Source organism: Haladaptatus sp. CMAA 1909 (assembly GCF_043952005.1).
GTDB lineage: Archaea > Halobacteriota > Halobacteria > Halobacteriales > Haladaptataceae > Haladaptatus.
Genome location: NZ_JBIOAV010000001.1, coordinates 1,587,609 through 1,607,366 on the forward strand (window position 1 = coordinate 1,587,609; position 19,758 = coordinate 1,607,366).

Annotated in this window: 23 protein-coding genes and 1 tRNA gene; 12 read left to right on the forward strand and 12 right to left on the reverse strand. The window is 62.9% G+C overall.

All coding sequences use genetic code 11. The features are described 5' to 3' along the window. Positions 1 to 19: 19 nt before the first annotated feature. On the reverse strand, positions 20 to 970 hold the full coding sequence (locus tag ACGYLY_RS08835) for an AAA family ATPase (RefSeq protein ID WP_395282024.1): 951 nt from the start codon (positions 968 to 970) through the stop codon (positions 20 to 22). 102 nt (positions 971 to 1,072) lie between these two features. Here ACGYLY_RS08835 and ACGYLY_RS08840 point away from each other — a divergent pair. Next, positions 1,073 to 1,157 (forward strand) — tRNA-Ser (locus ACGYLY_RS08840). Between the two features lie 349 nt (positions 1,158 to 1,506). Here the strand turns inward: ACGYLY_RS08840 and ACGYLY_RS08845 are convergent. After that, a complete protein-coding gene (locus ACGYLY_RS08845) occupies positions 1,507 to 2,610 on the reverse strand; it encodes a glycosyl transferase family 2 (protein WP_395282023.1) in 1,104 nt (367 codons plus the stop codon). A 92-nt stretch (positions 2,611 to 2,702) separates the two neighbouring features. Between ACGYLY_RS08845 and ACGYLY_RS08850 the strand changes: the two genes are divergently transcribed. Continuing rightward, complete coding sequence (locus tag ACGYLY_RS08850) at positions 2,703 to 3,068, forward strand: hypothetical protein (protein ID WP_395282022.1); 366 nt, start codon at positions 2,703 to 2,705, stop codon at positions 3,066 to 3,068. Between the two features lie 4 nt (positions 3,069 to 3,072). Here the strand turns inward: ACGYLY_RS08850 and ACGYLY_RS08855 are convergent, their stop codons facing one another. Then, positions 3,073 to 4,215 carry an MFS transporter gene (locus ACGYLY_RS08855; protein WP_395284131.1) on the reverse strand — a complete coding sequence of 381 codons (1,143 nt, stop codon included), beginning with the start codon at positions 4,213 to 4,215 and terminating at the stop codon, positions 3,073 to 3,075. A gap of 92 nt (positions 4,216 to 4,307) precedes the next feature. Beyond that, positions 4,308 to 5,660, reverse strand: coding sequence for a polysaccharide deacetylase (locus tag ACGYLY_RS08860; RefSeq protein WP_395282021.1), 1,353 nt, complete (start codon positions 5,658 to 5,660; stop codon positions 4,308 to 4,310). 152 nt (positions 5,661 to 5,812) lie between these two features. Here ACGYLY_RS08860 and ACGYLY_RS08865 point away from each other — a divergent pair, with 152 nt between their 5' ends. Next, the gene (locus ACGYLY_RS08865) at positions 5,813 to 5,980 is read left to right on the forward strand and encodes an HVO_0758 family zinc finger protein (protein ID WP_395291136.1); all 168 of its coding nucleotides are present in this window, start codon (positions 5,813 to 5,815) and stop codon (positions 5,978 to 5,980) included. Between the two features lie 15 nt (positions 5,981 to 5,995). On the opposite strand, the gene ACGYLY_RS08870 is transcribed toward ACGYLY_RS08865, so the two are convergent. After that, complete coding sequence (locus ACGYLY_RS08870; protein WP_395282018.1) at positions 5,996 to 7,084, reverse strand: aldo/keto reductase; 1,089 nt, start codon at positions 7,082 to 7,084, stop codon at positions 5,996 to 5,998. Between the two features lie 98 nt (positions 7,085 to 7,182). On the opposite strand from ACGYLY_RS08870, the gene ACGYLY_RS08875 reads away from it, so the two are divergent. After that, positions 7,183 to 8,169, forward strand: a complete 987-nt coding sequence (locus ACGYLY_RS08875) for an NAD-dependent epimerase/dehydratase family protein (RefSeq protein ID WP_395282017.1) — start codon at positions 7,183 to 7,185, stop codon at positions 8,167 to 8,169. A gap of 13 nt (positions 8,170 to 8,182) precedes the next feature. Here ACGYLY_RS08875 and sppA read toward each other — a convergent pair whose 3' ends face one another. Together sppA and ACGYLY_RS08885 are read right to left on the reverse strand one after the other, a co-directional pair. Continuing rightward, positions 8,183 to 9,208, reverse strand: a complete 1,026-nt coding sequence (gene sppA, locus ACGYLY_RS08880) for a signal peptide peptidase SppA (RefSeq protein ID WP_395282016.1) — start codon at positions 9,206 to 9,208, stop codon at positions 8,183 to 8,185. 55 nt (positions 9,209 to 9,263) lie between these two features. Next, complete coding sequence (locus ACGYLY_RS08885) at positions 9,264 to 10,127, reverse strand: coiled-coil protein (RefSeq protein ID WP_395282015.1); 864 nt, start codon at positions 10,125 to 10,127, stop codon at positions 9,264 to 9,266. 413 nt (positions 10,128 to 10,540) lie between these two features. On the opposite strand from ACGYLY_RS08885, the gene ACGYLY_RS08890 reads away from it, so the two are divergent. Genes ACGYLY_RS08890 through nth form a run of 3 tightly spaced genes read left to right on the forward strand, consistent with a single transcriptional unit; the run spans position 10,541 to position 12,017 of the window. Beyond that, positions 10,541 to 10,693, forward strand: coding sequence for a hypothetical protein (locus tag ACGYLY_RS08890; RefSeq protein ID WP_231184098.1), 153 nt, complete (start codon positions 10,541 to 10,543; stop codon positions 10,691 to 10,693). Positions 10,694 to 10,742: 49 nt separating this feature from the next. After that, positions 10,743 to 11,156, forward strand: coding sequence for a DUF371 domain-containing protein (locus tag ACGYLY_RS08895; protein WP_395284130.1), 414 nt, complete (start codon positions 10,743 to 10,745; stop codon positions 11,154 to 11,156). 54 nt (positions 11,157 to 11,210) lie between these two features. Continuing rightward, on the forward strand, positions 11,211 to 12,017 hold the full coding sequence (gene nth, locus ACGYLY_RS08900; RefSeq protein WP_395282012.1) for an endonuclease III domain-containing protein: 807 nt from the start codon (positions 11,211 to 11,213) through the stop codon (positions 12,015 to 12,017). A 9-nt stretch (positions 12,018 to 12,026) separates the two neighbouring features. On the opposite strand, the gene ACGYLY_RS08905 is transcribed toward nth, so the two are convergent. Together ACGYLY_RS08905 and ACGYLY_RS08910 are read right to left on the reverse strand one after the other, a co-directional pair. After that, entirely contained in the window at positions 12,027 to 12,434 is a 408-nt protein-coding gene (locus ACGYLY_RS08905) for a DUF5518 domain-containing protein (RefSeq protein ID WP_395282011.1), read from the reverse strand. Positions 12,435 to 12,550: 116 nt separating this feature from the next. After that, positions 12,551 to 13,984: an NAD-dependent succinate-semialdehyde dehydrogenase gene (locus ACGYLY_RS08910; RefSeq protein ID WP_395282009.1), complete on the reverse strand. Its 1,434-nt coding sequence runs from the start codon at positions 13,982 to 13,984 to the stop codon at positions 12,551 to 12,553. Between the two features lie 217 nt (positions 13,985 to 14,201). Between ACGYLY_RS08910 and ACGYLY_RS08915 the strand changes: the two genes are divergently transcribed. Beyond that, positions 14,202 to 15,452, forward strand: coding sequence for a cation:proton antiporter (locus ACGYLY_RS08915; RefSeq protein ID WP_395282008.1), 1,251 nt, complete (start codon positions 14,202 to 14,204; stop codon positions 15,450 to 15,452). Between the two features lie 42 nt (positions 15,453 to 15,494). Here ACGYLY_RS08915 and ACGYLY_RS08920 read toward each other — a convergent pair whose 3' ends face one another. After that, positions 15,495 to 16,022, reverse strand: coding sequence for a hypothetical protein (locus tag ACGYLY_RS08920; protein WP_395282006.1), 528 nt, complete (start codon positions 16,020 to 16,022; stop codon positions 15,495 to 15,497). Between the two features lie 61 nt (positions 16,023 to 16,083). Between ACGYLY_RS08920 and ACGYLY_RS08925 the strand changes: the two genes are divergently transcribed. After that, positions 16,084 to 16,431 (forward strand): DUF192 domain-containing protein, encoded by a 348-nt coding sequence (locus tag ACGYLY_RS08925; RefSeq protein WP_395282005.1) that lies wholly within the window; start codon positions 16,084 to 16,086, stop codon positions 16,429 to 16,431. Between the two features lie 4 nt (positions 16,432 to 16,435). Here ACGYLY_RS08925 and ACGYLY_RS08930 read toward each other — a convergent pair whose 3' ends face one another. Continuing rightward, positions 16,436 to 16,864: a CopG family ribbon-helix-helix protein gene (locus ACGYLY_RS08930; protein ID WP_231184106.1), complete on the reverse strand. Its 429-nt coding sequence runs from the start codon at positions 16,862 to 16,864 to the stop codon at positions 16,436 to 16,438. Between the two features lie 39 nt (positions 16,865 to 16,903). Continuing rightward, positions 16,904 to 17,959: a S66 peptidase family protein gene (locus tag ACGYLY_RS08935; protein ID WP_395282003.1), complete on the reverse strand. Its 1,056-nt coding sequence runs from the start codon at positions 17,957 to 17,959 to the stop codon at positions 16,904 to 16,906. Positions 17,960 to 18,109: 150 nt separating this feature from the next. On the opposite strand from ACGYLY_RS08935, the gene ACGYLY_RS08940 reads away from it, so the two are divergent. The 3 genes from ACGYLY_RS08940 (at position 18,110) to ACGYLY_RS08950 (ending at position 19,682) form a co-directional block, all read left to right on the forward strand. Next, complete coding sequence (locus ACGYLY_RS08940) at positions 18,110 to 18,508, forward strand: hypothetical protein (protein WP_395282002.1); 399 nt, start codon at positions 18,110 to 18,112, stop codon at positions 18,506 to 18,508. 88 nt (positions 18,509 to 18,596) lie between these two features. Continuing rightward, a complete protein-coding gene (locus tag ACGYLY_RS08945) occupies positions 18,597 to 19,061 on the forward strand; it encodes a hypothetical protein (RefSeq protein WP_395282001.1) in 465 nt (154 codons plus the stop codon). A 24-nt stretch (positions 19,062 to 19,085) separates the two neighbouring features. Beyond that, positions 19,086 to 19,682, forward strand: coding sequence for an NUDIX hydrolase (locus ACGYLY_RS08950; protein ID WP_395282000.1), 597 nt, complete (start codon positions 19,086 to 19,088; stop codon positions 19,680 to 19,682). Positions 19,683 to 19,758 lie beyond the last annotated feature (76 nt).

Genomic DNA, 19,758 nt, shown 5'->3' on the forward strand with positions numbered 1-19,758 from the left:
ACGGGAACGTTCTCCCTCGCTATTCGACCGTCGGCACGGGAACGCTGTCCAGCACCGACTCGACGATTTCGTCCTTTCGCGCGTTGTTCACCTTCGCGTCCGGCGTGAGGACGACGCGGTGGGCCAGCACGGGGTAGGCGACGCGCTTGACGTCGTCGGGAGTGACGAAATCGCGGCCCTGCATGGCGGCGCGGGCGCGGGTCGCCTCGAACAGGCGCTGGGTCCCGCGCGGGGAGACGCCGACTTCGACGCGGCGGTCCTCGCGGGTTCCGCGGGCGATGGCGGCCATGTATTCGAGCAGGTCCTCCTCGACGCGAACCGTCTCGGGGACCGACTGGAGGTCCGTGACGAGTTGGTTGTCGAGGACGGTTTCGACGGACGGACTCTGGCTGTCGCGGGCCGAACGCCGTCGAAGGAGTTCGATTTCGCCGTCGAGTTCCGGATAGCCGAGGCTGGTCTTCACCGCGAAGCGGTCCACCTGCGCTTCGGGGAGCGGGAAGGTCCCCTCCTGCTCGACGGGGTTCTGCGTGGCGATGACGAAGAACGGCTTCGGCAGTTCGCGGGTGTCGCCGTCCACCGTCACCTGTCGTTCCTCCATCGCTTCGAGGAGCGCGGCCTGCGTCTTCGGCGGCGCGCGGTTGATTTCGTCGGCGAGGACGACGTTGGCGAAGATGGGACCCTCGTTGAACTCGAACTTGCGGTCCTGTTCGTTGAACACGTGCGTCCCCGTCACGTCGGCCGGGAGGAGGTCCGGGGTGAACTGCACGCGGCTAAACGAGAGACCGAGCGCGGAGGCGAAGCTCCGCGCGGTGAGCGTTTTTCCGGTTCCGGGTACGTCCTCCAGCAGCACGTGGCCTTGTGCCATGACGCCGAGGAGGACCGTTTCGAGGAATTCTCGGTCGGCAATGACGGCAGTTCCGATAGCATCGAGGACGGAATTTGCCTCGGTGTTCGCGTCTGTAACGTCCATGAAATATCAAGAGACGGCCATCGATTTTAATGTGGTGGTCATCTGGGTTTCCGTGACGAAAATCGAAACCCATAAACCGCAAAACGCGGTACTGGGAGATGAGCCGAGATAGCCTAGCCCGGCCAAGGCGGCAGATTCGAAATCTGCTGTCCTCACGGACACGGGAGTTCAAATCTCCCTCTCGGCGTTTCTCTCACGAGCAAATCGGCGAGCACCGCGTAGCGTGTGCTCGCCACGACGCGAGTGGGAGAACGTGCCGAGGGAATTTGAAGTAGACCGGACGCAGGCCCGCACAGCGAACGCGAGTGAGCGAGCAGGAACGTCCGGGCGTGGTTCAAATCTCCCTCTCAGCGTATTTTCACGGCGCGACGGTGACCAGTCGAGACGTTGCGAACGGAGGTGAGCAAACGTCGAGACCCGTCTCCGTGGTTGGAAAAGCGGTCAAGGAATTTGACGCGCGCCGACGTGGCTATTTCGCTTCACGGACCTCGATACCCGTGTATTCTACGCCGGAAAAACGAGAGACGTACCTCCCGTCAATGCCGTTCGGAGAGAATGGGGCGCGTGGCCTCCAGAACCTCGTCGGGGTCGATGTCGACATCGTCCCACGCCGGGAGGACGGCGTGGATTTCGTGGCCGTCCGGGGGTCGAACGGCCTCGGCGTACGTCTCGACCTGCGCCCGTTCGGCCGCCGAATCGTAGGTCAGTCCGTTGAACGCGGCGTCGGCGGCGTACTGCCGGACGAACCGTCGCGCGGTGTCGCGGTAGCGTTCGGGAAGCGTCTCGTACGCGGGCGTGACGCCGTGGTTCTCACAGACGCGGAAGAGGGCTGCGCCGACGCCTTCGCTCATCGAGGAGAGGCCGCCCGGTCCGGCCACGCCGCGGTGGTCGTGTTCGTAGCGCCCGAGGTCCACCTGCGCGCTTCCGTCGAATCCGGCGTGTTCGAACGCGCCGCCGAGGGTGCCGACCTCCAAGCCCCAGTCGCGTTCGACGCGCATGCCCGTGGCGAGGTCCGCGGTCATGCCGAACTCGCCCGCCAGCGCGTAGCGGAACGCGCCGAGGTAGTCGAGGATTCGCCCGTCGTCGGCGCGACGCAGGGTTCGGACCAGCGGCGCGTAGAACAGGCGGAACAGGCGACCGTAGAGGCGGTTCTCCTCGACGCGGGCGTAGTAGCCCTTCGTGAACGAAAAGCCGTCGTCGAGCGGTGCGAGAAGCCGCGGGACGATGGACGGATCGTAGGTCTTGGTGTCCGCGTCGTGGCAGACGACGAAGTCGGAGTCGGCCGCGGCGACGCCGAGCGCCAGCCACACGTCCCGTCCCTTACCTGCGGGTCCCGTGAGACCGCGGTCGTCCAACAGCGCCTCGCTTCGGGGGTTGGAACACCAGAGGAGGGAGAGGGGAAGGTCGAATCCCGAAAGCCAGTCGTGAACCGCGCCGACGGAGTCGGACGGCGCCCGGAGCGGGACGACGACGCGGTTCGGCGAGACGGTTTCCAGCGCCGACAGGACGCGGTCCGCCGTCCGTGACCCGAACTCCGCGTCGGTCATGGGGACGACGACGGCGGTACGGTCGGTCGGGGCGTCCGGAATCCGCCCGGTCAGGTCGTGGAGCGTCGTCACCTGCTCCTGCACGTACTCCATTGAGAGGGGCTTAGGAGAGGGGGAAGAAAAGTGGCGTGAAGTCGGCAGAAACGAACGATTTAATATCAATTTGATTCCAATAGTTGGAGGCAATGAAAGTCGAGACACTAACCGACGCCCTCCGAGACGCCGTGGGGGACGGGTTGCGAACGGTCGCCACGGGTGACACTGACGACGAATCGTTCAATATCGTCTACATGCGGGAGGATATCGGGGCGCTCTATTCCGAAGAGGAACGGGAAGAGATACTCCACGACCTCGTACTGGAAAACCTCGTCGAGGTCAGACAGGAGGGGCTGTTCGCGCCGTTGGGGGACCTCCAATTCACGAGTCGCGTGTTCGAATACGGCATCAACGTCGTCGGTTGGGACGAGAACGCCGGCGTGTTCATCGGCCTCGACCCCGACGAGACGTTGATTCCGACGACGATACGGACGTGCCGGTCGGTCTTCGACTGACGACTCAACTCGTCACCGCACCGGTCGGGAGGCGGTCGGTTCGGTGCAGTGCGAGCAACACCACCAGAATGGCGAACAGGCCGACCGCGAGCGTTCTGAAGATGGTGTCGAACGCGAACTGAGCGTCCAGCAACGTTCCGACGAGCGAACTTCCTCCCGCCTGTCCTATCATGGCGAGTCCGCTGTACATGGCGTAGGCGCTGGCCCTGTTTTCGTCCGGGAGGGAGTCGAGGAGGTACGTATCGAGCGCCGGAAACAGGCTGTGGATGACGTACCCGAGGACGAGGGAGATGCCGACGATGGCCGCGAGTCCTTGGGCGAGCGTCAGCGAGACGAGACAGACGATGAAGCCGCCGAGGATGGACAGCATGAGCGGGACGTGCGGAAGCCTGTCTGCGAGTCGGCCGGTCAACCAGAACGCCGGAACGCCCGCCGCGAACAGGACCGTCAACAGGGTGCGACCGGTTTCCAACGAGAGGCCCTTCGTCTGGCTGATGTAGCTCGGATACCAGTTGAACAGGCCGTTCCAGACGAGTCCGGTCGCACCGATGATGGCGACGCCGCTCAGGATGATGGGCCACTGACGGCGGAACGCCGTGAGGAAATCGCGGTCAGCGACGCCCGCCTCCGGCAGGTCTGTTCTGCGGGCGACGGCGAAGAACGCGACGGTCACGACGGCGGCGACGGCCGCGAGCAGTTCGAAAACGTTCCGCCACCCGACTATCGTCAACATCACGCCGACGAAGACGGGGGCGATGGCTGCCGCGAGTTGACTCGCCGTGCCGTGGATCCCGAGCGCTCGTCCGACGCGCTCGGGATACAGTTCGCTCACGAGCGGGTTCGCGGCGATGAAGTACACCGCGCTGGAGACGCCCATCGAGAACGCGCCGACCGCGAGGAGCGTGACGTTCGGCGCAAACGCGGTAAGGCCGGACGCGACGGTCAGTACGACGCCCGCACCGAGGACGACGTAGTGGCGTTCGATGCGGGTGAGGAGGTACCCCGTCGGAATGCGCGGAAGCGCGCTCCCGAGCCAGACGAGAGAGGCGACCAGCCCGATGGTGGCGTCACTGACGAGAAACTCGTGCTTGAGCGGTTCGAGCAACGGCGCGAACACCACACGAGCGAAGTTGACCAGAAAGACCATCGAGCTGAGTGATGCAAAGAGTCGGCCCCGGGACACACGGAGTGGTTTATCGAGGGGGGAGTCAAACCTTCCGAAACGGGCAAGGAGAAGGCCTACGGTGCGGTATTCGTTCGCATTTCCCAGAGGTTCGAGAAGGTGATGACCTCGACGCCGGAGGTCCCGTCGATGTACGCGAGGAGCTTCTCGTAGTCCGAAACGGACATCGTGTTGTTGCTTTTGAAGTCGTGGAAGTTCAGGATGCCGCAGTTTCGGTATTTGGCGACGTTATCGACCACGGTCTTCGAAATTTCCAAGTCTTCGCCGATGGTCCGGGGGAGAACGAGCGGGTCGAACCCGTGGACGCCGGTCGTGTTGGGGCTCCCCGACTGGTTCATACCGCCCATGTAGTGGTACTTCGAGACGACCCCGAGCGCCTCCCTGTCGAAGTTGTTTCCGGGGTAGACGATGAAGTTCGCACCACCGAAGTCGTGGTCGATGAGCCACTGTTTGTGTTTCTTGACGACTTCATCGAGTTTCGAGGCCGACGTCTCGGAGAAGGGGTACTGGGCGCTTCCGTGTGCGACCACTTCGTCACCCTTCGACTCCCGTTCCTTCAGATTTTTGAGGGACATGAACGCTTTCAGCTTCAACCCTTCGAGATGCGGTGGATGGGTGAGGACGGCGGGGAAGTCGTACTCGTCGTGAACCGGTGCGGCGTTGTCATAGTAGCTCCGTTTGCCGTCGTCCCAGCTGAGGATGACGTATCCCTTGTCGGGTTTCCGATGGAGGCGAACGTCGTCGACCCACACGTTCACGTCGTCTTCCGTCGCGTTGGTGGCCTGCAACATGATGCGGCCGATGCTGCTCAGGTCCGGTTCCTCCCCGTCGACCTTGTACACGCCGGGGCAGGTGCGGAACCATCCGACGTCGGGCGCTCGGTAGGAGATGTTCCGGAGTTCCAGTACGGCTCTGTTGCCGCTCATGTCTTCGAGATAGATGTAGAAGCCGATTTTCGAGGGCGTGGTCGTCCGGATCATGGCCGAAATGTCGCGATCGGTGAAATCCATCGGGTCGGCCAGCGACCGTTCGATGATGGCGTGGTGGCCGCTTTTACCCTCCAGTCGGAGGCTCTGTGACCCCGAGTATTTGACCTTCGTGTCGGGAGTCATCGACCCTCCGCGTGCCTCCCAGTTGGACGGGTCTTCGAACGTTTCGAAACTCGTCCCCGGCGAGGCGAACTTCTCCCTGCTGTTGTACTTCGTGTGGAGGGTCTGGTCCGGTTCTGCCGTCGTGGTTTCCGTGGTCATCGTGTCCGTCGCGGTATCGGTCGTCGCGTTCCCGGACGAGGATGTTTTCGTTCCCTCGGTCGTGTTCCCTCCGGTTTCATTGTCGGAACAACCGGCGAGGACCGCGGTGAGACTCGCACCTGTGAGACGGAGAAGATGGCGTCGGTGAATAGTATCCATTTGGCGGTGAGATATTTGAACAACCGAATTAAATGTCTGTTGGCCCGACGGCCGTAGGTATTAAAAGGAGAGGGGTCGATCTTTCGTAAATATCATCTCCCAGACCATTTACGTCGGTGCGTATATGTTACAGTATGATATCTGTTCACTCGATGCAATCAGTTCGAAGCGGTCTACGAAAGGGAGAAGTCGAGAAAGACACGTACGGTCGTCTCTCGTGTTCGAACTGCGGAGAGTCACTGAAGACGCGAAACGATCCGTCGGAAGTCTACTCGATTCGTTCGTGTCCGGACTGTGGCAGTTCGTGGAAGGACATATAGACAATATTTTGATATTTACTCGAAAACCGCGTCGAACGCGTTCGCTCCCATGGGGTCGTAGCGCCCCGCATCGAGGTTCTCCCGAACGTGGTTCGTCGCACTCGCACCGACGAGCGAACTCGTCACGCCGGGCGCGCTCCGCGCGAAGTTGATGGCACGTTGGGCCGCCGTCTCCCCGGCGAGTCGCTCCGCGACCTCCTCCGGCATCTCCGCCGCGAGATCTCCCTGCGCGATGCTCGCGCTCGTGACGACGTTCAACCCCGCTTCGTGGGCGAACCGGAGCGCGCTCTGTTTCCCGTTGGGGCCGTCCTGTGACTCGACGGTGAACGCGTCGGCCATGACGACGTTGAACGGGAGTTGAACGACGCGGAAGTGGGTCGCCGTGTTCTCGGCGGCTTTCGCGGCGCTCCGAGCGCGGGAGACGACCTCCCTGAGCGAGAGGTAGTCGTCGTGACCTTCCGGGACGCGGAAGGCGTTCCACGTCGCCACGCCGTAGTACCGAATGTCGCCCGCGGCGGCGCGCTCTTCGAGTCGGGTGAACGTCGCTTCGAGCCGGTCGTACACCTCCTCGGGCGAGTTCGAGTACAGTTGTGTCTCGGGGTTGTGGACGTAGTAGCAGTCGACCGTATCGAGTCCGAGATTGTCGAGCGACCGGTCGAGTTGGTCGTCGATGTAGTCGGGCGCGATACAGTGGCTTCCGCGAACGAGGTCGGCGGCGTCCACGAGGCCGGTGTCCACGAACTCCCGTTTGACGTACGTCCCCGGTTCTTCGGGTCGCTCGCCGTCGAACGGGACGAACCCGCCCTTTGTCGAGACGAAGACGGCATCACGGTCGACGTCGGCGTCGGCGAGCGCCTGCCCGACGACGCGCTCGCTCCGCTGGCACCGGTAGTTGACGGCCGTATCGATCATATTGATTCCCCCCTCGACCGCCGTCGTGATCGCCTCGTCGTACTCCTCGTCCACCTCGTCGGTGGGATCGCCGAGGTAGGTTCCCAGTCCGATCGAGGAGACGGCGAAATCGCCGAGTTGCCTGAAGTACGTCCGTCCGAAGTCGCCGCCGTGTTCGGTTCGATAGCCGTGTGTTCCCGCTTCGGTCGCCATGCCTGTGCTAGTCGGGAGAGCGATAAAAGGTCGTGGCATTCCCGTCCCGGTTTCGCTGGTTCCTGTAGATTTATCGGCCGCTCGTCCGCATCGACTGCATGGCTCGCGCACTGCTGGTCGGCGGAACCCGATTCATGGGACGACACACGGTCGAGGAACTGCTGGCACACGAGTACGAGGTGACGACGTTCACCCGCGGCGAATCCGGCAACCCGTTCGCCGACCGCGACGGCGTGACGCACTTCGAAGGAAACCGAAACGACCGCGAAGCGCTCGAAGCGGCCCGCGACGAGGTCGATCCGGACATCGTCATCGACTTCTGCGTCATGCACCCGCGACAGATAACGGCTGCCACCGAAATCTTCGCGGACGTGGACGCGTACGTCTACGTCTCCAGCGGCAGTGCCTACGCGGAAAACCGGATTCCGATGCGCGAGGACACCACGCTCCACGACTGTTCCCCCGAACAGGCCGACGACGAATCGATGGAGAGCTACGGCCCGCGAAAGGCCGAATGCGACCGAGTGTGCATCGCAGCGGCCGAAGAGGAGGACGTAAACGCGATGGTTTTCCGACCCATGCTCATCTACGGCCCCTACGACTACACCGAGCGATACGACTACTGGCTTCACCGCGTGGCCGAATACGACCGCGTGCTCGTCCCGGGCGACGGCGGGAGTCTCCTGCACCGGGCCTACGCGCTCGACGGTGCCCGCGCCCTCAGAACCGTGGCCGAACACGGGTCGCCCGGCGAGGCCTACAACTTCGCCGACCGCGAAACGATGTCCCTCGACGACTCCCTCGAACTCGCGGCCGACGCGCTCGACACCGAGGTCGAACTCGTCCACGCGAGCGAGCGCGAATTGGAACGGCACGGCGTGTCCCCCGCCGAGTTTCCGCTCTACACGCCCGCCCCGTTCCTCGTTTCGACCGAGAAACTCGCCGCGCTCGGGTGGGAATCGACGCCGCTGTCCGAAGCCGTCGCCAAAACAGTCGAGGAGCACCTCGAATCCGACCGTACGGGCGAGGAAATCGGCCCGGACCGCGGGACCGAGGAGGCGATCATCGCCGACCTGACGGACTGATACCCGCTATCGACTACCGAGCCCGAAACTCGAAGCCGTCCACGTCCCCCTTCTCGTCGCCGACCACGCTCGCGATACCCGCGCCGAACGAGTAGGCGATTCCCCGCGCCCCGAGGTTCAACCGTTGACGCAGCGGCTGGTTCGGTTCGAACTCACCCACCGATACCTCGGGCACGCCCAACCGCTCGGCAAGTCGGGCCTCCACGTCCTCGTGCGTGCCGAGTTCGTCCACGAGTCCGAGTCGGTGTGCCTCGTCGCCGAGGTACACCCGCGCCTCCGTTTCGCGGACCGTTTCGGGGTCGAGGTCGCGGCCCGCCGTCACGCGTTCGACGAAGTCGTCGTACATGCCGTCGATGATGCCTTGAAGGTAGTCGCGTTCGTCGCCGTCCAGTTCCTTCAGCGGGACGCCCGCGTCCTTGTACTTCCCCGCCGCGAGCCGTTCGTAGGAGAGGCCGACCCGGTCGGCCAGTTCGGCGGCGTTCACCCGCGACCCGATGACGCCGATGCTGCCGACGAGGCTGGCATCGCGGGCGAACAGTTCGTCACACCCGCTCGCGATCCAGTAGCCGCCGCTCGCACACACGTCCGTCGCGTATGCGACGGTCGGCCCGTCGAACCGTTCGGCGGCGAGGCGGATGTCCTCGCTTGGGACGACTTCGCCGCCGGGCGTGTTCAACCGCAACAGCAGTCCCTTCGCGTTGTCGTCGTCGTTCGCGCGGTCGATCTGTTCCACGATGTCGTCGGCGGGTGTTCCGCTCGCCGAGGGAAGCCCCCCGCCGGCGTCCCGCCGTATCGGCCCTTCCACGGCGACTTCTGCCACGTCGTACGACGGGAATCGCTGTGCGGCCACGCGGGCCGCGAACCGCGCCCCCATCACGCCCGCGAGCAACACGAGGAGCACCCCGAGCAGTTCCACGAGCGACGTGGGGAAGGAGAGAAACAGCCACCACGCGACCGCCACCGTTAGCACTGTTCCGACGAGAACGATTGCGAGCCGTTGCCCGCGGCCACTACTGTCGGCCGAGCGTCCGCTTGCCATACCCGTTATTGGGCGGGCGACGGCGTTAAAAGTTCGCTAGTAAAGGGTTCGCAGATTATAGCAGACCGGTCTTCTGGAGCTTCATGAGGTCCTCGGTGTCGAGGGTCTCTCCTTCCTTGAACTGCTGGTAGATCTCCTCGGCCTCGGCCTTGGCCTCCTCCCGCTCCTTTGCCTTCTCGGACTTGCGCTCCTTCTCCTCCTTCTTGTCGAGTTCGCGGAGGCGCTTCTGGACGCGGACAAAGTCCTCGTGGTGCTGGTCGGCCGCTTCCTGTGCTTCCACGAAGTTCTCGTGCATCTCGTCGGCGTCGTCACGGATGTCGTCGGCTTCGCGGTAGGCCTCGATCATCTTGTTGTGATGCTGCTGGGCCTGGTCCGCGAGTTCCGTGACCTTCTCGTGGTGGGTGCTCGCTTCGGCGCGAACTTCCTCCGCCTCCTCGACGAGTTCCTCGAGGTCGTCGCTCTGGTCGAGCTTTTCCTTTCGGTTCGTGTACTCGTCGCGCTTGGCCTCGATTTTCTCGATGAGTTCGCGCTCGTCTTCGGTGGAGAGAACTTCCGTCTGCTGTTTGAACTCAAGCTCTTCGATTTCCTTCTTGAGCTGCTCCAAATCCTTTCCCTCGTCCAGTTCGAGGTCTGACTTGCGCTCCTCGACGCGGTCGAACAGTTCGTTCGCTTCGGCGTTGAGTTCGTTACGCTTCTTTTTGTGTTCCTGAACCTGCTCGTTCAGGTTGTCTCGCTGTTCTCGGTGTTCCTGGGCTTCGTCCACCTTCTCACGCGTCTTCGCGTTCAGCTCGTCGCGTTTGGACGCGCGCTTGCTCGCTTGCTGATTCAGCTCGTTTCGTCGGTCTCGGAGCTGTCCCGCGAGTTTAATGAGTTCACCTTTCGACTTGTTCTGAAGATCCTCTTCTGTTACGCTTACCATTCTTAGTTAAACCTCGGTTCCTTCCGCTCCGGCGGATAAGAGCATCGCTACTCTACGATTGATACCAACCAGCCGATGACAATATTCCCATATCATTGGTTGACGCGCGGTGCTACCGTGACGCCGGAAGCGTTCAGGTATTACGAAGTATTCGACATAGCTATTTAAATGTTGTGCCCTCGAATTCCGTGGAAACGCTTAGCACACGCCCCCTACGCCGTGGAAACGGTTGACACACGCCTGCCCAGCCGTTTATAAATGGAAGGTGGCGCATGCAAGCGACCGTGACGGGAGAACGAATCCGAGTTCCGACAGTATCGGTCAAAACATGTCCAAGGAAGTCGCTACGGACGGTTTTCACTTTCACCCCACCCACGGGTCGATTTAACGTAGGACGCGAACGGAACTCCGGTATGATCGAAGCGCTCCGATGTACCTGCGAAGCCACCGGATGCGACCGCGAACTCGGCGAGTCTCAGTTCATGCTGACGATGGAGACGAGCGCCGGAACCCGCCACGCGTACGAGTGCGAATGCGGTGCGGTGACGGTTACGGTCACGCGATGACGACGTCGAAATGGCGACGCTGAAGTGTTCCCCGCGGAAACCCGACACCATGAAGGAGACGATTCACGCGCGCGGCCACGAGAACGTGTCCGGCCGCCACGCGAGCACGTTCGAAATCACGACGGACGATTTCCTCACGCCCGCGGGCGACTGCATCCTCGCCGTCGAGGCCGACCGCGCGCCCGCGGATTTCGACCCAGAATTCGTGGACGCCTGCCGTGACGAGGAGGCCACCATCACCGTGACCGTCGAGTCGGGCGACCACAGCGAAACCGTCACCGGCAGCGGACATCCCGACCTCGAATTCGACAGCGACCGAAGCATGGTCGGACGCACGAGCGACTACGTGGACGAACGAACGTTCGTCGTCGGTTGTGAGTTCGCCGCTGGAGGGTTCAACCGCGACCTCGTGAACGCGCTGGCGGACGGCATGGAGGCCCTGGTCACCGTCGAAGTCGAGTAACCGCTCGCCCGACGGCCCGATGGTTTTTATCCGATAGCGACCCGAGACCACTCCATGAGCGACGACCCGGAACCCGTCGAGAACATCAGCGGCGGGACGGAGGGCGGCGGTATGGCGGCGGAATTCACCCCCGCCGACGCCGAGACGCGCGCCGAGGAGGTCGTGGACCGACTCGGCGAACTGTACTGGCAGAAGAGCTACGGCGGGCAGGACGCCTTCACCTGCCTCGTCCGGACCATCCTCAGCCAGAACACGAGCGACGTGGCGAGCCAACCCGCACACGACGCGTTGGTCGAAAGATACGGCGGCGACGACCTCGCCGAACGCCTCGCGAAAGCCGACCACGGCGAACTGGCCGACACGATTCACGCCGCCGGACTGTACAACCAGAAGGCGACGGTGATAATCGAGTCGGCGGAGAGGGTCCTCGCGGAGTACGGCAGTGCGGCGGCGTTCGACGAGTTCGTCCGGGAGGGCGAACCGAGCGAGGTTCGAAACGAACTGTTAGAGATGAACGGCGTCGGACCGAAGACGGCCGACTGCGTTCTACTCTTCTCCGGCGGCCAGTCCGGGGTTTTCCCCGTGGATACGCACGTCCACCGAATCTATCGCAGGCTGGGTATCGCGCCGCCGGACGCCGATCACGAGGAAGTTCGAGAAGTGCTAGAGCGCGAGGTTCCGGCCGAAAAGTGCGGGTTCGGACACACGGCGAGCATTCAGTTCGGGCGCGAATACTGTTCCGCGAGAAAGCCCGCTTGTCTGGACGGGCCGGAGGCGTGTCCGATGGCGGATCTGTGCGAGCGGGTCGGGGTAGATGTGGAAACCGGTACGGTCGTCGATCCGGCGGAATCGGGACGGTGAAACCGGGTTTTAGCTGCCGACTGGTTCGGGTTTCTTCGAACCGAATTTACGTGATAGCCATCTCCCGATCATCGCCGCGATTGCCCCGGACACACCGACCATCACGGCAACGAACGCGATCAGTACGAACACGACGAGTACCTCCAAGGCTCCGAAAAATACGGGCTGGTCGAACTGTAAAATCGCACCGACCGTGGGGATCATATCCCACAAGATCGGAAGCGACCCGACTAATCCGGTTCGAAATCCGATACCCTTCGCCTCTTTCTTTCCGCCGAGGGTTACTACTCCGCCGAGCAGTCCCGTCCAGAACACGATGCCGAAGTCGAGCGTTCCGGGATATGGCGCGTTGAGGAGGACGTAAGCGGCCGAAATGAGTCCAGCAGGTAGTGCGTACGCCCACGGATGAGCCGTCACGAATTCACGAAGATTCCTCATCATCGGTTTGTTTGTGTACGATACATTCGTGAGTGCATATATGTGTTGACGAGCGAAACCAACTCCCTCCCGACAGCGAAAAATCGTCCGATTCCCTACTCCACGCCATACTCCCCGCTCGACACGTCCGCGACCCACATCGTCTTCTTGTTGACGAACTCGTGAATCCCGTGCTCGGAGAGTTCGCGCCCGTAGCCCGAATCCTTCACGCCGCCGAAGGGGAGTCGGGGATCGGATTTGACGAGTTCGTTGACGAACACCATGCCCGCCTCGATTTCGCGGGCGACCTCCTTCGCCTGCCGCTTGTCCTGGCTCCAGACGCTCGCGCCGAGGCCGTAGTGGGTGTCGTTCGCGCGGCGAACTGCTTCTTCGGTGTCCGAAACGCGGAACACGGACGCGACGGGGCCAAACAGTTCCTCGTCCGCCGCGGGGGTACCCTCAGGGATATCCGTCAGTATCGACGGCGGGTAGTACGCGCCCTCGCGGTCGAGGGGTTCGCCGCCGAGTTCGAGGGTCGCACCGGCGTCCACGCTCTCTTCGACCTGCTCGTGGAGGTCTTCCATGAGGTCCTCGCGGGCCTGCGGACCGATGTCGGTGTCCTCGTCCATCGGGTCGCCGATGGTCAGCGACTCCATCTCGTCCGTGAACGTGTCCATGAACTCGTCGTACACGTCGTCGTGGACGACGAAGCGTTTGGCCGCAATACAGGACTGCCCGTTGTTGATACAGCGAGCCTGCGCGCCCGTTTTCGCCGCGTCCTCGACGTCGGCATCGGGGAGGACGACGAACGGGTCGCTCCCCCCGAGTTCGAGGACGGATTTCTTGAGGTTACTCCCGGCCGTCTCGGCGACCGCACGGCCCGCGGGTTCGCTCCCCGTGAGCGTCACCGCCGCGAGACGGTCGTCCCCGAGGATGTCCTCCACGGTGTCCGACCCGACGAGCAGGCTGGTGAACGCGCCGTCGGGATACCCCGCCTCCTCGAACACCTCCTGGATCGCCATCGCGCACCCCGGCACGTTCGAGGCGTGTTTGAGCAGGCCGACGTTTCCGGCGGTGAGGTTCGGCGCGGCGAAGCGGAACACCTGCCAGAACGGGAAGTTCCACGGCATCACGGCGAGTACCGGCCCGAGCGGTTCGTAGGAGACGTAGGACTCCACCTCGGACTCCGTGCCGATGTGTTCGTCCTGCAGGAACTCGGCGGCGTGTTCGGCGTAGTAGTCACACACCCACGCGCACTTCTCGACTTCCGACGCCGCGGCATCGAGGGGTTTTCCCATCTCCGTCGTCATCGTCTCGGCGTACTCCTCCTTGTTGTCGCGGAGTACGTCCGCCGCGTTCCCGATGAGCCGTTGGCGCTCCTCGATGGGTTGCCGGTGCCACTCTTCGTAGGTGTCACTGGCGCGCTGAAGCTTCTCTTCGACCGCGCTCTCGTCGTGTTCGTCGAACGTCTCGACCACGTCCCCCGTCGCGGGATTGAGACTCTCCATACCTGTTCGTGACTGTCCCCACGTGCATGTACGCTGTGGCAAATCACGTGAACTAGTCACACGCTGAGCGGGAAGATTCGCTCGTTCGGGCGGTCGGTAACCGTCATTTTCGACGGAGGGAAGCGCTATAACGAGCCGTTTCCCCGCATACGCGCCGCATACTTATGCGGGACGCTACCGACCGTTCCCGTGACATGAATCGCCTGAGGTGCGGGGGAAGAGGAACGGAAGCGAACGGCACCCGGGGGCGTCGAGGATAATGGCGTCGCTCGAAATCTTCCTCGTCATCGGAGTGAGCCTGTTGCTCTCGCTCGTCCTGAGCGAAGTCATCGAACGACTCGGGGAACCGGGCTTTCTCGGGGAGATCCTCGCGGGAGTCATTCTCGGCCCGTCCGTCGCCATGCTCATCAGCAGCGTCTCCGAGAGCAGTCCGTTCATCCTCATCTCCACCATCGGCGGCCTGCTGCTCTTTTTCGACGTCGGCTACCAGCAGATCGATTTGAGCGACCTGCTCGCCGCGTTCCGTCCGGTGCTGATAATCGGTCTGTCGGGCGTCTTCCTGCCGTTCGTGGTCGGGTATATCATCGGAAGCTACTTCGGACAGGGGTTGGAATCGAGCCTCTACCTCGGCCTCATCCTCTCGGTGACGTCGGTCTCTATCGTCGTTCGAACCCTGCTGTCGCTCGACAAACTCGACACGCAGTACGGCCGCTGGATTCTCGGCGCGTCGGTGGTGGACGACGTGGTCGGACTGCTCGGTATCTCCATTCTTCCCCTGTTCTTCGTCAGCGGCGGTCTGATGGGAACCGTCTCGGCGCTCGGGTTGGCCGCGCTCTTCTTCGTCGCCGCGGCTATTTTCTACCGGTTCCTCCTCGACCCGGTGTCAGACCTGCTGTCGAAATCCCAAGTCGGCATGGCGGATTTCATCGGCATTCTGGGGCTGTTGTTCATCTTCGGCTACGCCTCCGACGCGGTGGACCTCTCGTACTTCATCGGCGCGCTGACCATCGGACTGGTCATTTCGACGAACAAGCGACTGGAGGGCAAGAAACTCCAGTCGAACGTGTACGGCATCGCCTATGGCGTGTTCATCCCGCTCTACTTCGTCGCCATCGGAGCCAGGATGAACCTCGCCGAGCTGACGGTCAACAACTTCATCCTCGTCTTCGCCGTCTTCGGCCTCCTCTCGAACTTCGTGGCCGGATACGTCGGCAACATCATCGCGGGCGGACCGCGAGAACACTCGCTGATAATCGGATGCGCCCTCATCCCTCGCTCCGAATCCGGCATCGCCATCGTCTCGCTCGGCGTCGCACAGGATATCGTGGGCAATCAAATCTTCGTGGCCTATCTGGTCGTCTTCGTCATCTCGGTGCTGCTAACGCCCTCGCTGTTGAAACGGGCGGTCGAACGGGCCGAGCGGAAGAAGGCGAAAAAGGGGAAGCAGAAGGGCGACGGAACGGACGCGAAAAGTTCGGGAACCTCGAAATCGACGGACACGAGCGGATAATCTCGCCTCCGCTATCGGTCGTCGCGGTTGCACCGCTCCGCTTCAGTCCTCGCGGTCGTACCGCTCCGCCGCGGTTTCGAAGGCCGCTTCGGCCCGTTCCGTGCTCCGCCGTCCCTCCGCCTCCGCCATCGCCTCCGGGTCGGGACGCACGTCGTCGTCGATTCGCGCCCACGAGTTGTGGACCTTCGCGTGACACCAGCGACAGAGGTACACCGTGATTTCGTGCGAGAGCGTCTCGCCACCACCGGCGTATGAGAGGTGGTGTTCTTCGAGGAGGGGTCGCTCGTCGGAATGGGCCATCCGCCGCTCTTCGAGGCCGCAGCGGACGCACTGACGGTCGTGATTTCGACACCGAAAATGCGGACAGTCGCGCCACGACCAGTCACCATCGGGGTCGGCGACGGGGCAGGCGAAGTCCTCCTCGCGGCGCTCGCGGGCGAACTCCGGGTCGTGTTGGGGATGGTCGAAGGCGTAGCGGCAGTTTCCCTCGTCGGTGAGATGGTCGCAGAGTCCGACGTGTTCGTACGGGTCGTCCACGCCGACGGCGGTACCCGTCGGTGTCTTCTCCATGCTGAAGTCGTAGCGGCGCGCTCGCACAAACGTTTTGTCTTCTTCCTGAGAAGTTCCCGACATGCGCGTCGTACACGAATCGGACGGACGGTCGGAGACGCTAGCGAGCGATGTCGAGACGGCGGATTCGTTCCTCTCGCAGGCCAAGGGACTCATGTTTCGACGGTCGGTCCCCGACGACTACGCCCTCGCGTTCCGGTTCGACGACGTCGCCGCCCGCGACGTTCACATGGTGTTCGTCCCGTTTCCGCTCGATGCGGTGTGGACGGCCGACGGCGAGGTACAGCAGGTAAAACGGCTGTCGGCGTGGACCGGATTGGGAAAGGCGAACGCGGACACGCTGTTCGAACTACCCGCGGGAAGCGCATCGGACGTCACGGTCGGCGATTCGGTTCGGTTGGTCGAATAGGGCTTTACTCGGCGTCTTGGAGCGGACTGAACCCGTCAACCGGCGTCACGGAGTAGTCGACGGTGAGCGTGTCCTTCGTGGCTCGAATCCGGCCGACGAAGGCCGAAATCTCCTCCAACGTCCCTTCGAGGACGAACAGTTCCATGCAGTGGTGGTCGCCGATGTGGTTGTGGAAGTTCGAGGCGACGAGGCCCTCGTGTTCGTGACGGAGGTGCATCATCCGCTCCTCGACGCTGGTCGTCTCGTAATCGAAGAGGACGGTGACGATGCTCATCAGTTCGCGGTCCTCGAGTCTGCGGTCCTCGAACTCGCCGAGGAGGTTTCTGCTGGCCTCGCGAACGACCTCGCTCCGGCCGGTGTAGCCGTGTTCGTCGGCGAACTGGTCGATTCTGGAGAGCAACTCGTCGGGCATGGAGACGCTGACGACGGTCATATAATAATCCAGAACCGGAACGCTATTAGAACCTTGTTATCAGTATTCGAAGGTTATTCGCTCGTTCTCGGGGTCCACCGTCACCTCGCCGCCGACCGGAATCGACGCGACGGGGGCGGTGTGGCCGAAATCGAGGTCGAAGACGATCGGTGCGTCCGGGTTGTACTCGGCGACCAGATCCGTGATGGCGTCGCGTTGGCGTTCGCGGTACGCCGCCCGTTCGTCCGGCGGTCGCACCTCCTCGTATGTCCGCGCCTTCGCCCGCCCGACGAGGACCGCGGAAAACCGAGAGAGGAGACCGCGTTCGCCCATCCCCATGAGCGCCCATCGAACGTCGAACTCGGTGGGCAGTTCCTCGGAGGTTTCGAGGAGCAAGACGGCACCGTCCAACTCCTCCGGGTCGGGCAGATAGCGACTCACCGACAACTGCTGGTCCACGACTTCCAGACAGCCGCCCCACGTTCGACCGGTGACGCGTTCGTCCGCACCCCGCCACCGCCATCCCGGATTTGGCTCCATTTCGCGGTGCCGGTCGAGGTTGTCCGGGTCCGCCCAGTCCAAATCCTCGTCGGTGAACCGGTTTGCGGGCCGGAGTTCGCCGAACGACTCCTCGAACAGCGCCCGTTCCAGATGCTCCACCGTGTAGTCGTGCATCGACCCCTGCATGGCGAACTCGGTGAAGAGGCACCCGCCGTAAAACGAGACGATACCCTCGTTCCAGAGGACCGTCTGGAGGTTCGTGTTGTCGCTCGTGCCGTAGAACCGCGTCGGGTTCTCTCGGAGCACGTCGGGGTCGAGGTGGGGCAAGATTCGAATCTGGTCCGCGCCGCCGATGATCGCGACGACGCCCCCGATATCGGGGTCCGAAAAGGCGTCCATCACGTCCCGTGCGCGTGCTTCGGGGTGGTCGTACAACCACTCGGGCGACTTCGTCGCCGTCGGAAACTCGACAGGATTCAACCCGAACTCCGATTCGAGGCGGTCGAGTCCCAGCCCGTAGACGTGCGGGAACAGGGACGCGTGGCTCGTTCCGGGTGCGACGACGGCGACGGAATCGCCGGGTTCGAGGGCCGGCGGGAGGACGAACTCGTGCATGGAAAACGCGTCGATAAAACGGATGATAGAGGTTTCGTCTCCGTTTCCCCGCCGCCAATGGTCCATTACCGGGGAATTTTCCCGGAAGCGCCCACCTAAATCGAACTTAACCGAATCATAACAAAGCCCCGTTCGGCCGTGGATGGGTGTATGTCGAACAGTTCCGTGGGTTGGTTCGAGAGGCGCGGGGAATGGCCGGCGCTCGCCCCGAACCGCGTTCAGCTGTTGGCCGTACTCGTCGCGGGGAAGATGCTCGATGCGGTGAGTACCATCGCCGTCCTTCACCTCCGGAGCGACGTGTTCGAATCGGTGTGGCTCACGCGAACGCTCATGGAGCAGTTCGGAACCGTCGCCGGGTCCCTCATCACCCTCGTGTTTGCGGTTATCGGCGTCGTGGCACTCGCCGAGAGCGGGTTGGTCATCGAGCGACTCCTCCCGGAGTCGTGGGCACCCGACGGCTATCCCGCCGCCTTCAGAACGACGACGTACCTCGCCGCGGGTGCGTGGTACGGGTTCATCGGCGTCCACAATCTCCTGTTCCTAGTCTGATATTATTTGGCAGCGTAATTCCTCCGGACTCTCCCCGTCGATGCCCGGAACACCAACACTAATATCGAGCGCCCGATGCTTCCGGATAATGAGCGAGACGAAAGACGAACTCGCGGGCGTGGTCGATCTGTTCGGAGCGCTGACACGCGATGAATTAGCCGAGGCGCTCGCCGAACTGGCGTTCAAGGAGGGGAAATCGGTGGACGAATCCGCGTTCGAAGCGGTCATCGAGGAGGGCGTCCGTGACTTCTATTTGGTCGAAGCTGATGCGAACGGCGAAACCGTCCTCGTTCCCGGACCGGTGGCGTTCCCCGCGCTTCCCGAGAACGCGGAGGACTTACCGCACATCATGGACGTTCCCGAACGAACCACCGACCGCGAACGATTGGGTGAGTGGGTATACGAGCGACTGGCGGACGAGGCACGGACGACCGACGAGGAGCGCGCTCGGTACCTCGTGGACGTGAGCTACGACCTCGAAGCGTGGGCACCGGTCGAGGCGAACGACGTGCGCGAACGACTGGACGAGTCGCTCGGCGACCGGGCAAATTAAGGCCGGAGGGAGCAACGAAAACACATGAACCTCGGTCGGGTGGCCGACCACGAACCACGGTTGGTCACGGACGAGAAGCGCGAAGCCGCCGTCCTCGTTCCGATTATCGCCCGCGACGACGGGCCCGCCCTCCTCTTTACGAAGCGGGCGGACCATCTCGGCGAACACCCCGGACAGATGAGTTTCGTCGGCGGCGGACGGGAACCCGGCGACGACGACCTCTGGGAGACGGCGGTTCGGGAAGCCCACGAAGAGATCGGCCTTCGACCGGACGAGGTCGAGCGAGTCGGCAGACTGGACGACATCCGCACGATAACGCAGTACTCGATAAGCCCCTTCGTCGTTCGGATACCGGACCGACGGTACGACCCCGACGAACGCGAGGTGGCGGAAATCGCCGTGCTCCCCGTTTCGGGACTGACGGATTTCAACAACTACGAGAACGAATACCGCGAGCACCCGCGTTACGGCGAGGTGGTCATCCACTACTTCCACGTCGACGGCTACACCGTCTGGGGTGCGACGGCCCGGATGCTGGTCCAACTGCTCGAACTGACGACGGACTGGCGCGCGCCGGAGAAGATAGACCGGTTCGTCGATACCGACCCGGATTTGGGGTAAGCCGGGCGGGCGTAGAAACCGTACGTAGATTGTCGGTATCCATACCGCCGAGGGGATGGGGGGAGAACGGGATACC

Bases quoted from the DNA above. Each gene is read 5' to 3' on its own strand.
- sppA (WP_395282016.1), bottom strand. From the start codon at position 9,208: ATGGCAAGCGGACGCTCGGCCGACAGTAGTGGCCGCGGGCAACGGCTC.
- ACGYLY_RS08860 (WP_395282021.1), bottom strand. From the start codon at position 5,660: ATGGATACTATTCACCGACGCCATCTTCTCCGTCTCACAGGTGCGAGT.
- ACGYLY_RS08945 (WP_395282001.1), top strand. From the start codon at position 18,597: ATGAGCGAGACGAAAGACGAACTCGCGGGCGTGGTCGATCTGTTCGGA.
- ACGYLY_RS08950 (WP_395282000.1), top strand. From the start codon at position 19,086: ATGAACCTCGGTCGGGTGGCCGACCACGAACCACGGTTGGTCACGGAC.
- ACGYLY_RS08915 (WP_395282008.1), top strand. From the start codon at position 14,202: ATGGCGTCGCTCGAAATCTTCCTCGTCATCGGAGTGAGCCTGTTGCTC.
- ACGYLY_RS08930 (WP_231184106.1), bottom strand. From the start codon at position 16,864: ATGACCGTCGTCAGCGTCTCCATGCCCGACGAGTTGCTCTCCAGAATC.
- ACGYLY_RS08890 (WP_231184098.1), top strand. From the start codon at position 10,541: ATGATCGAAGCGCTCCGATGTACCTGCGAAGCCACCGGATGCGACCGC.
- ACGYLY_RS08885 (WP_395282015.1), bottom strand. From the start codon at position 10,127: ATGGTAAGCGTAACAGAAGAGGATCTTCAGAACAAGTCGAAAGGTGAA.
- ACGYLY_RS08855 (WP_395284131.1), bottom strand. From the start codon at position 4,215: ATGGTCTTTCTGGTCAACTTCGCTCGTGTGGTGTTCGCGCCGTTGCTC.
- ACGYLY_RS08935 (WP_395282003.1), bottom strand. From the start codon at position 17,959: ATGCACGAGTTCGTCCTCCCGCCGGCCCTCGAACCCGGCGATTCCGTC.
- ACGYLY_RS08845 (WP_395282023.1), bottom strand. From the start codon at position 2,610: ATGGAGTACGTGCAGGAGCAGGTGACGACGCTCCACGACCTGACCGGG.
- ACGYLY_RS08875 (WP_395282017.1), top strand. From the start codon at position 7,183: ATGGCTCGCGCACTGCTGGTCGGCGGAACCCGATTCATGGGACGACAC.
- ACGYLY_RS08870 (WP_395282018.1), bottom strand. From the start codon at position 7,084: ATGGCGACCGAAGCGGGAACACACGGCTATCGAACCGAACACGGCGGC.
- ACGYLY_RS08850 (WP_395282022.1), top strand. From the start codon at position 2,703: ATGAAAGTCGAGACACTAACCGACGCCCTCCGAGACGCCGTGGGGGAC.
- ACGYLY_RS08920 (WP_395282006.1), bottom strand. From the start codon at position 16,022: ATGGAGAAGACACCGACGGGTACCGCCGTCGGCGTGGACGACCCGTAC.
- ACGYLY_RS08835 (WP_395282024.1), bottom strand. From the start codon at position 970: ATGGACGTTACAGACGCGAACACCGAGGCAAATTCCGTCCTCGATGCT.
- ACGYLY_RS08925 (WP_395282005.1), top strand. From the start codon at position 16,084: ATGCGCGTCGTACACGAATCGGACGGACGGTCGGAGACGCTAGCGAGC.
- nth (WP_395282012.1), top strand. From the start codon at position 11,211: ATGAGCGACGACCCGGAACCCGTCGAGAACATCAGCGGCGGGACGGAG.
- ACGYLY_RS08865 (WP_395291136.1), top strand. From the start codon at position 5,813: ATGCAATCAGTTCGAAGCGGTCTACGAAAGGGAGAAGTCGAGAAAGAC.
- ACGYLY_RS08940 (WP_395282002.1), top strand. From the start codon at position 18,110: ATGTCGAACAGTTCCGTGGGTTGGTTCGAGAGGCGCGGGGAATGGCCG.
- ACGYLY_RS08895 (WP_395284130.1), top strand. From the start codon at position 10,743: ATGAAGGAGACGATTCACGCGCGCGGCCACGAGAACGTGTCCGGCCGC.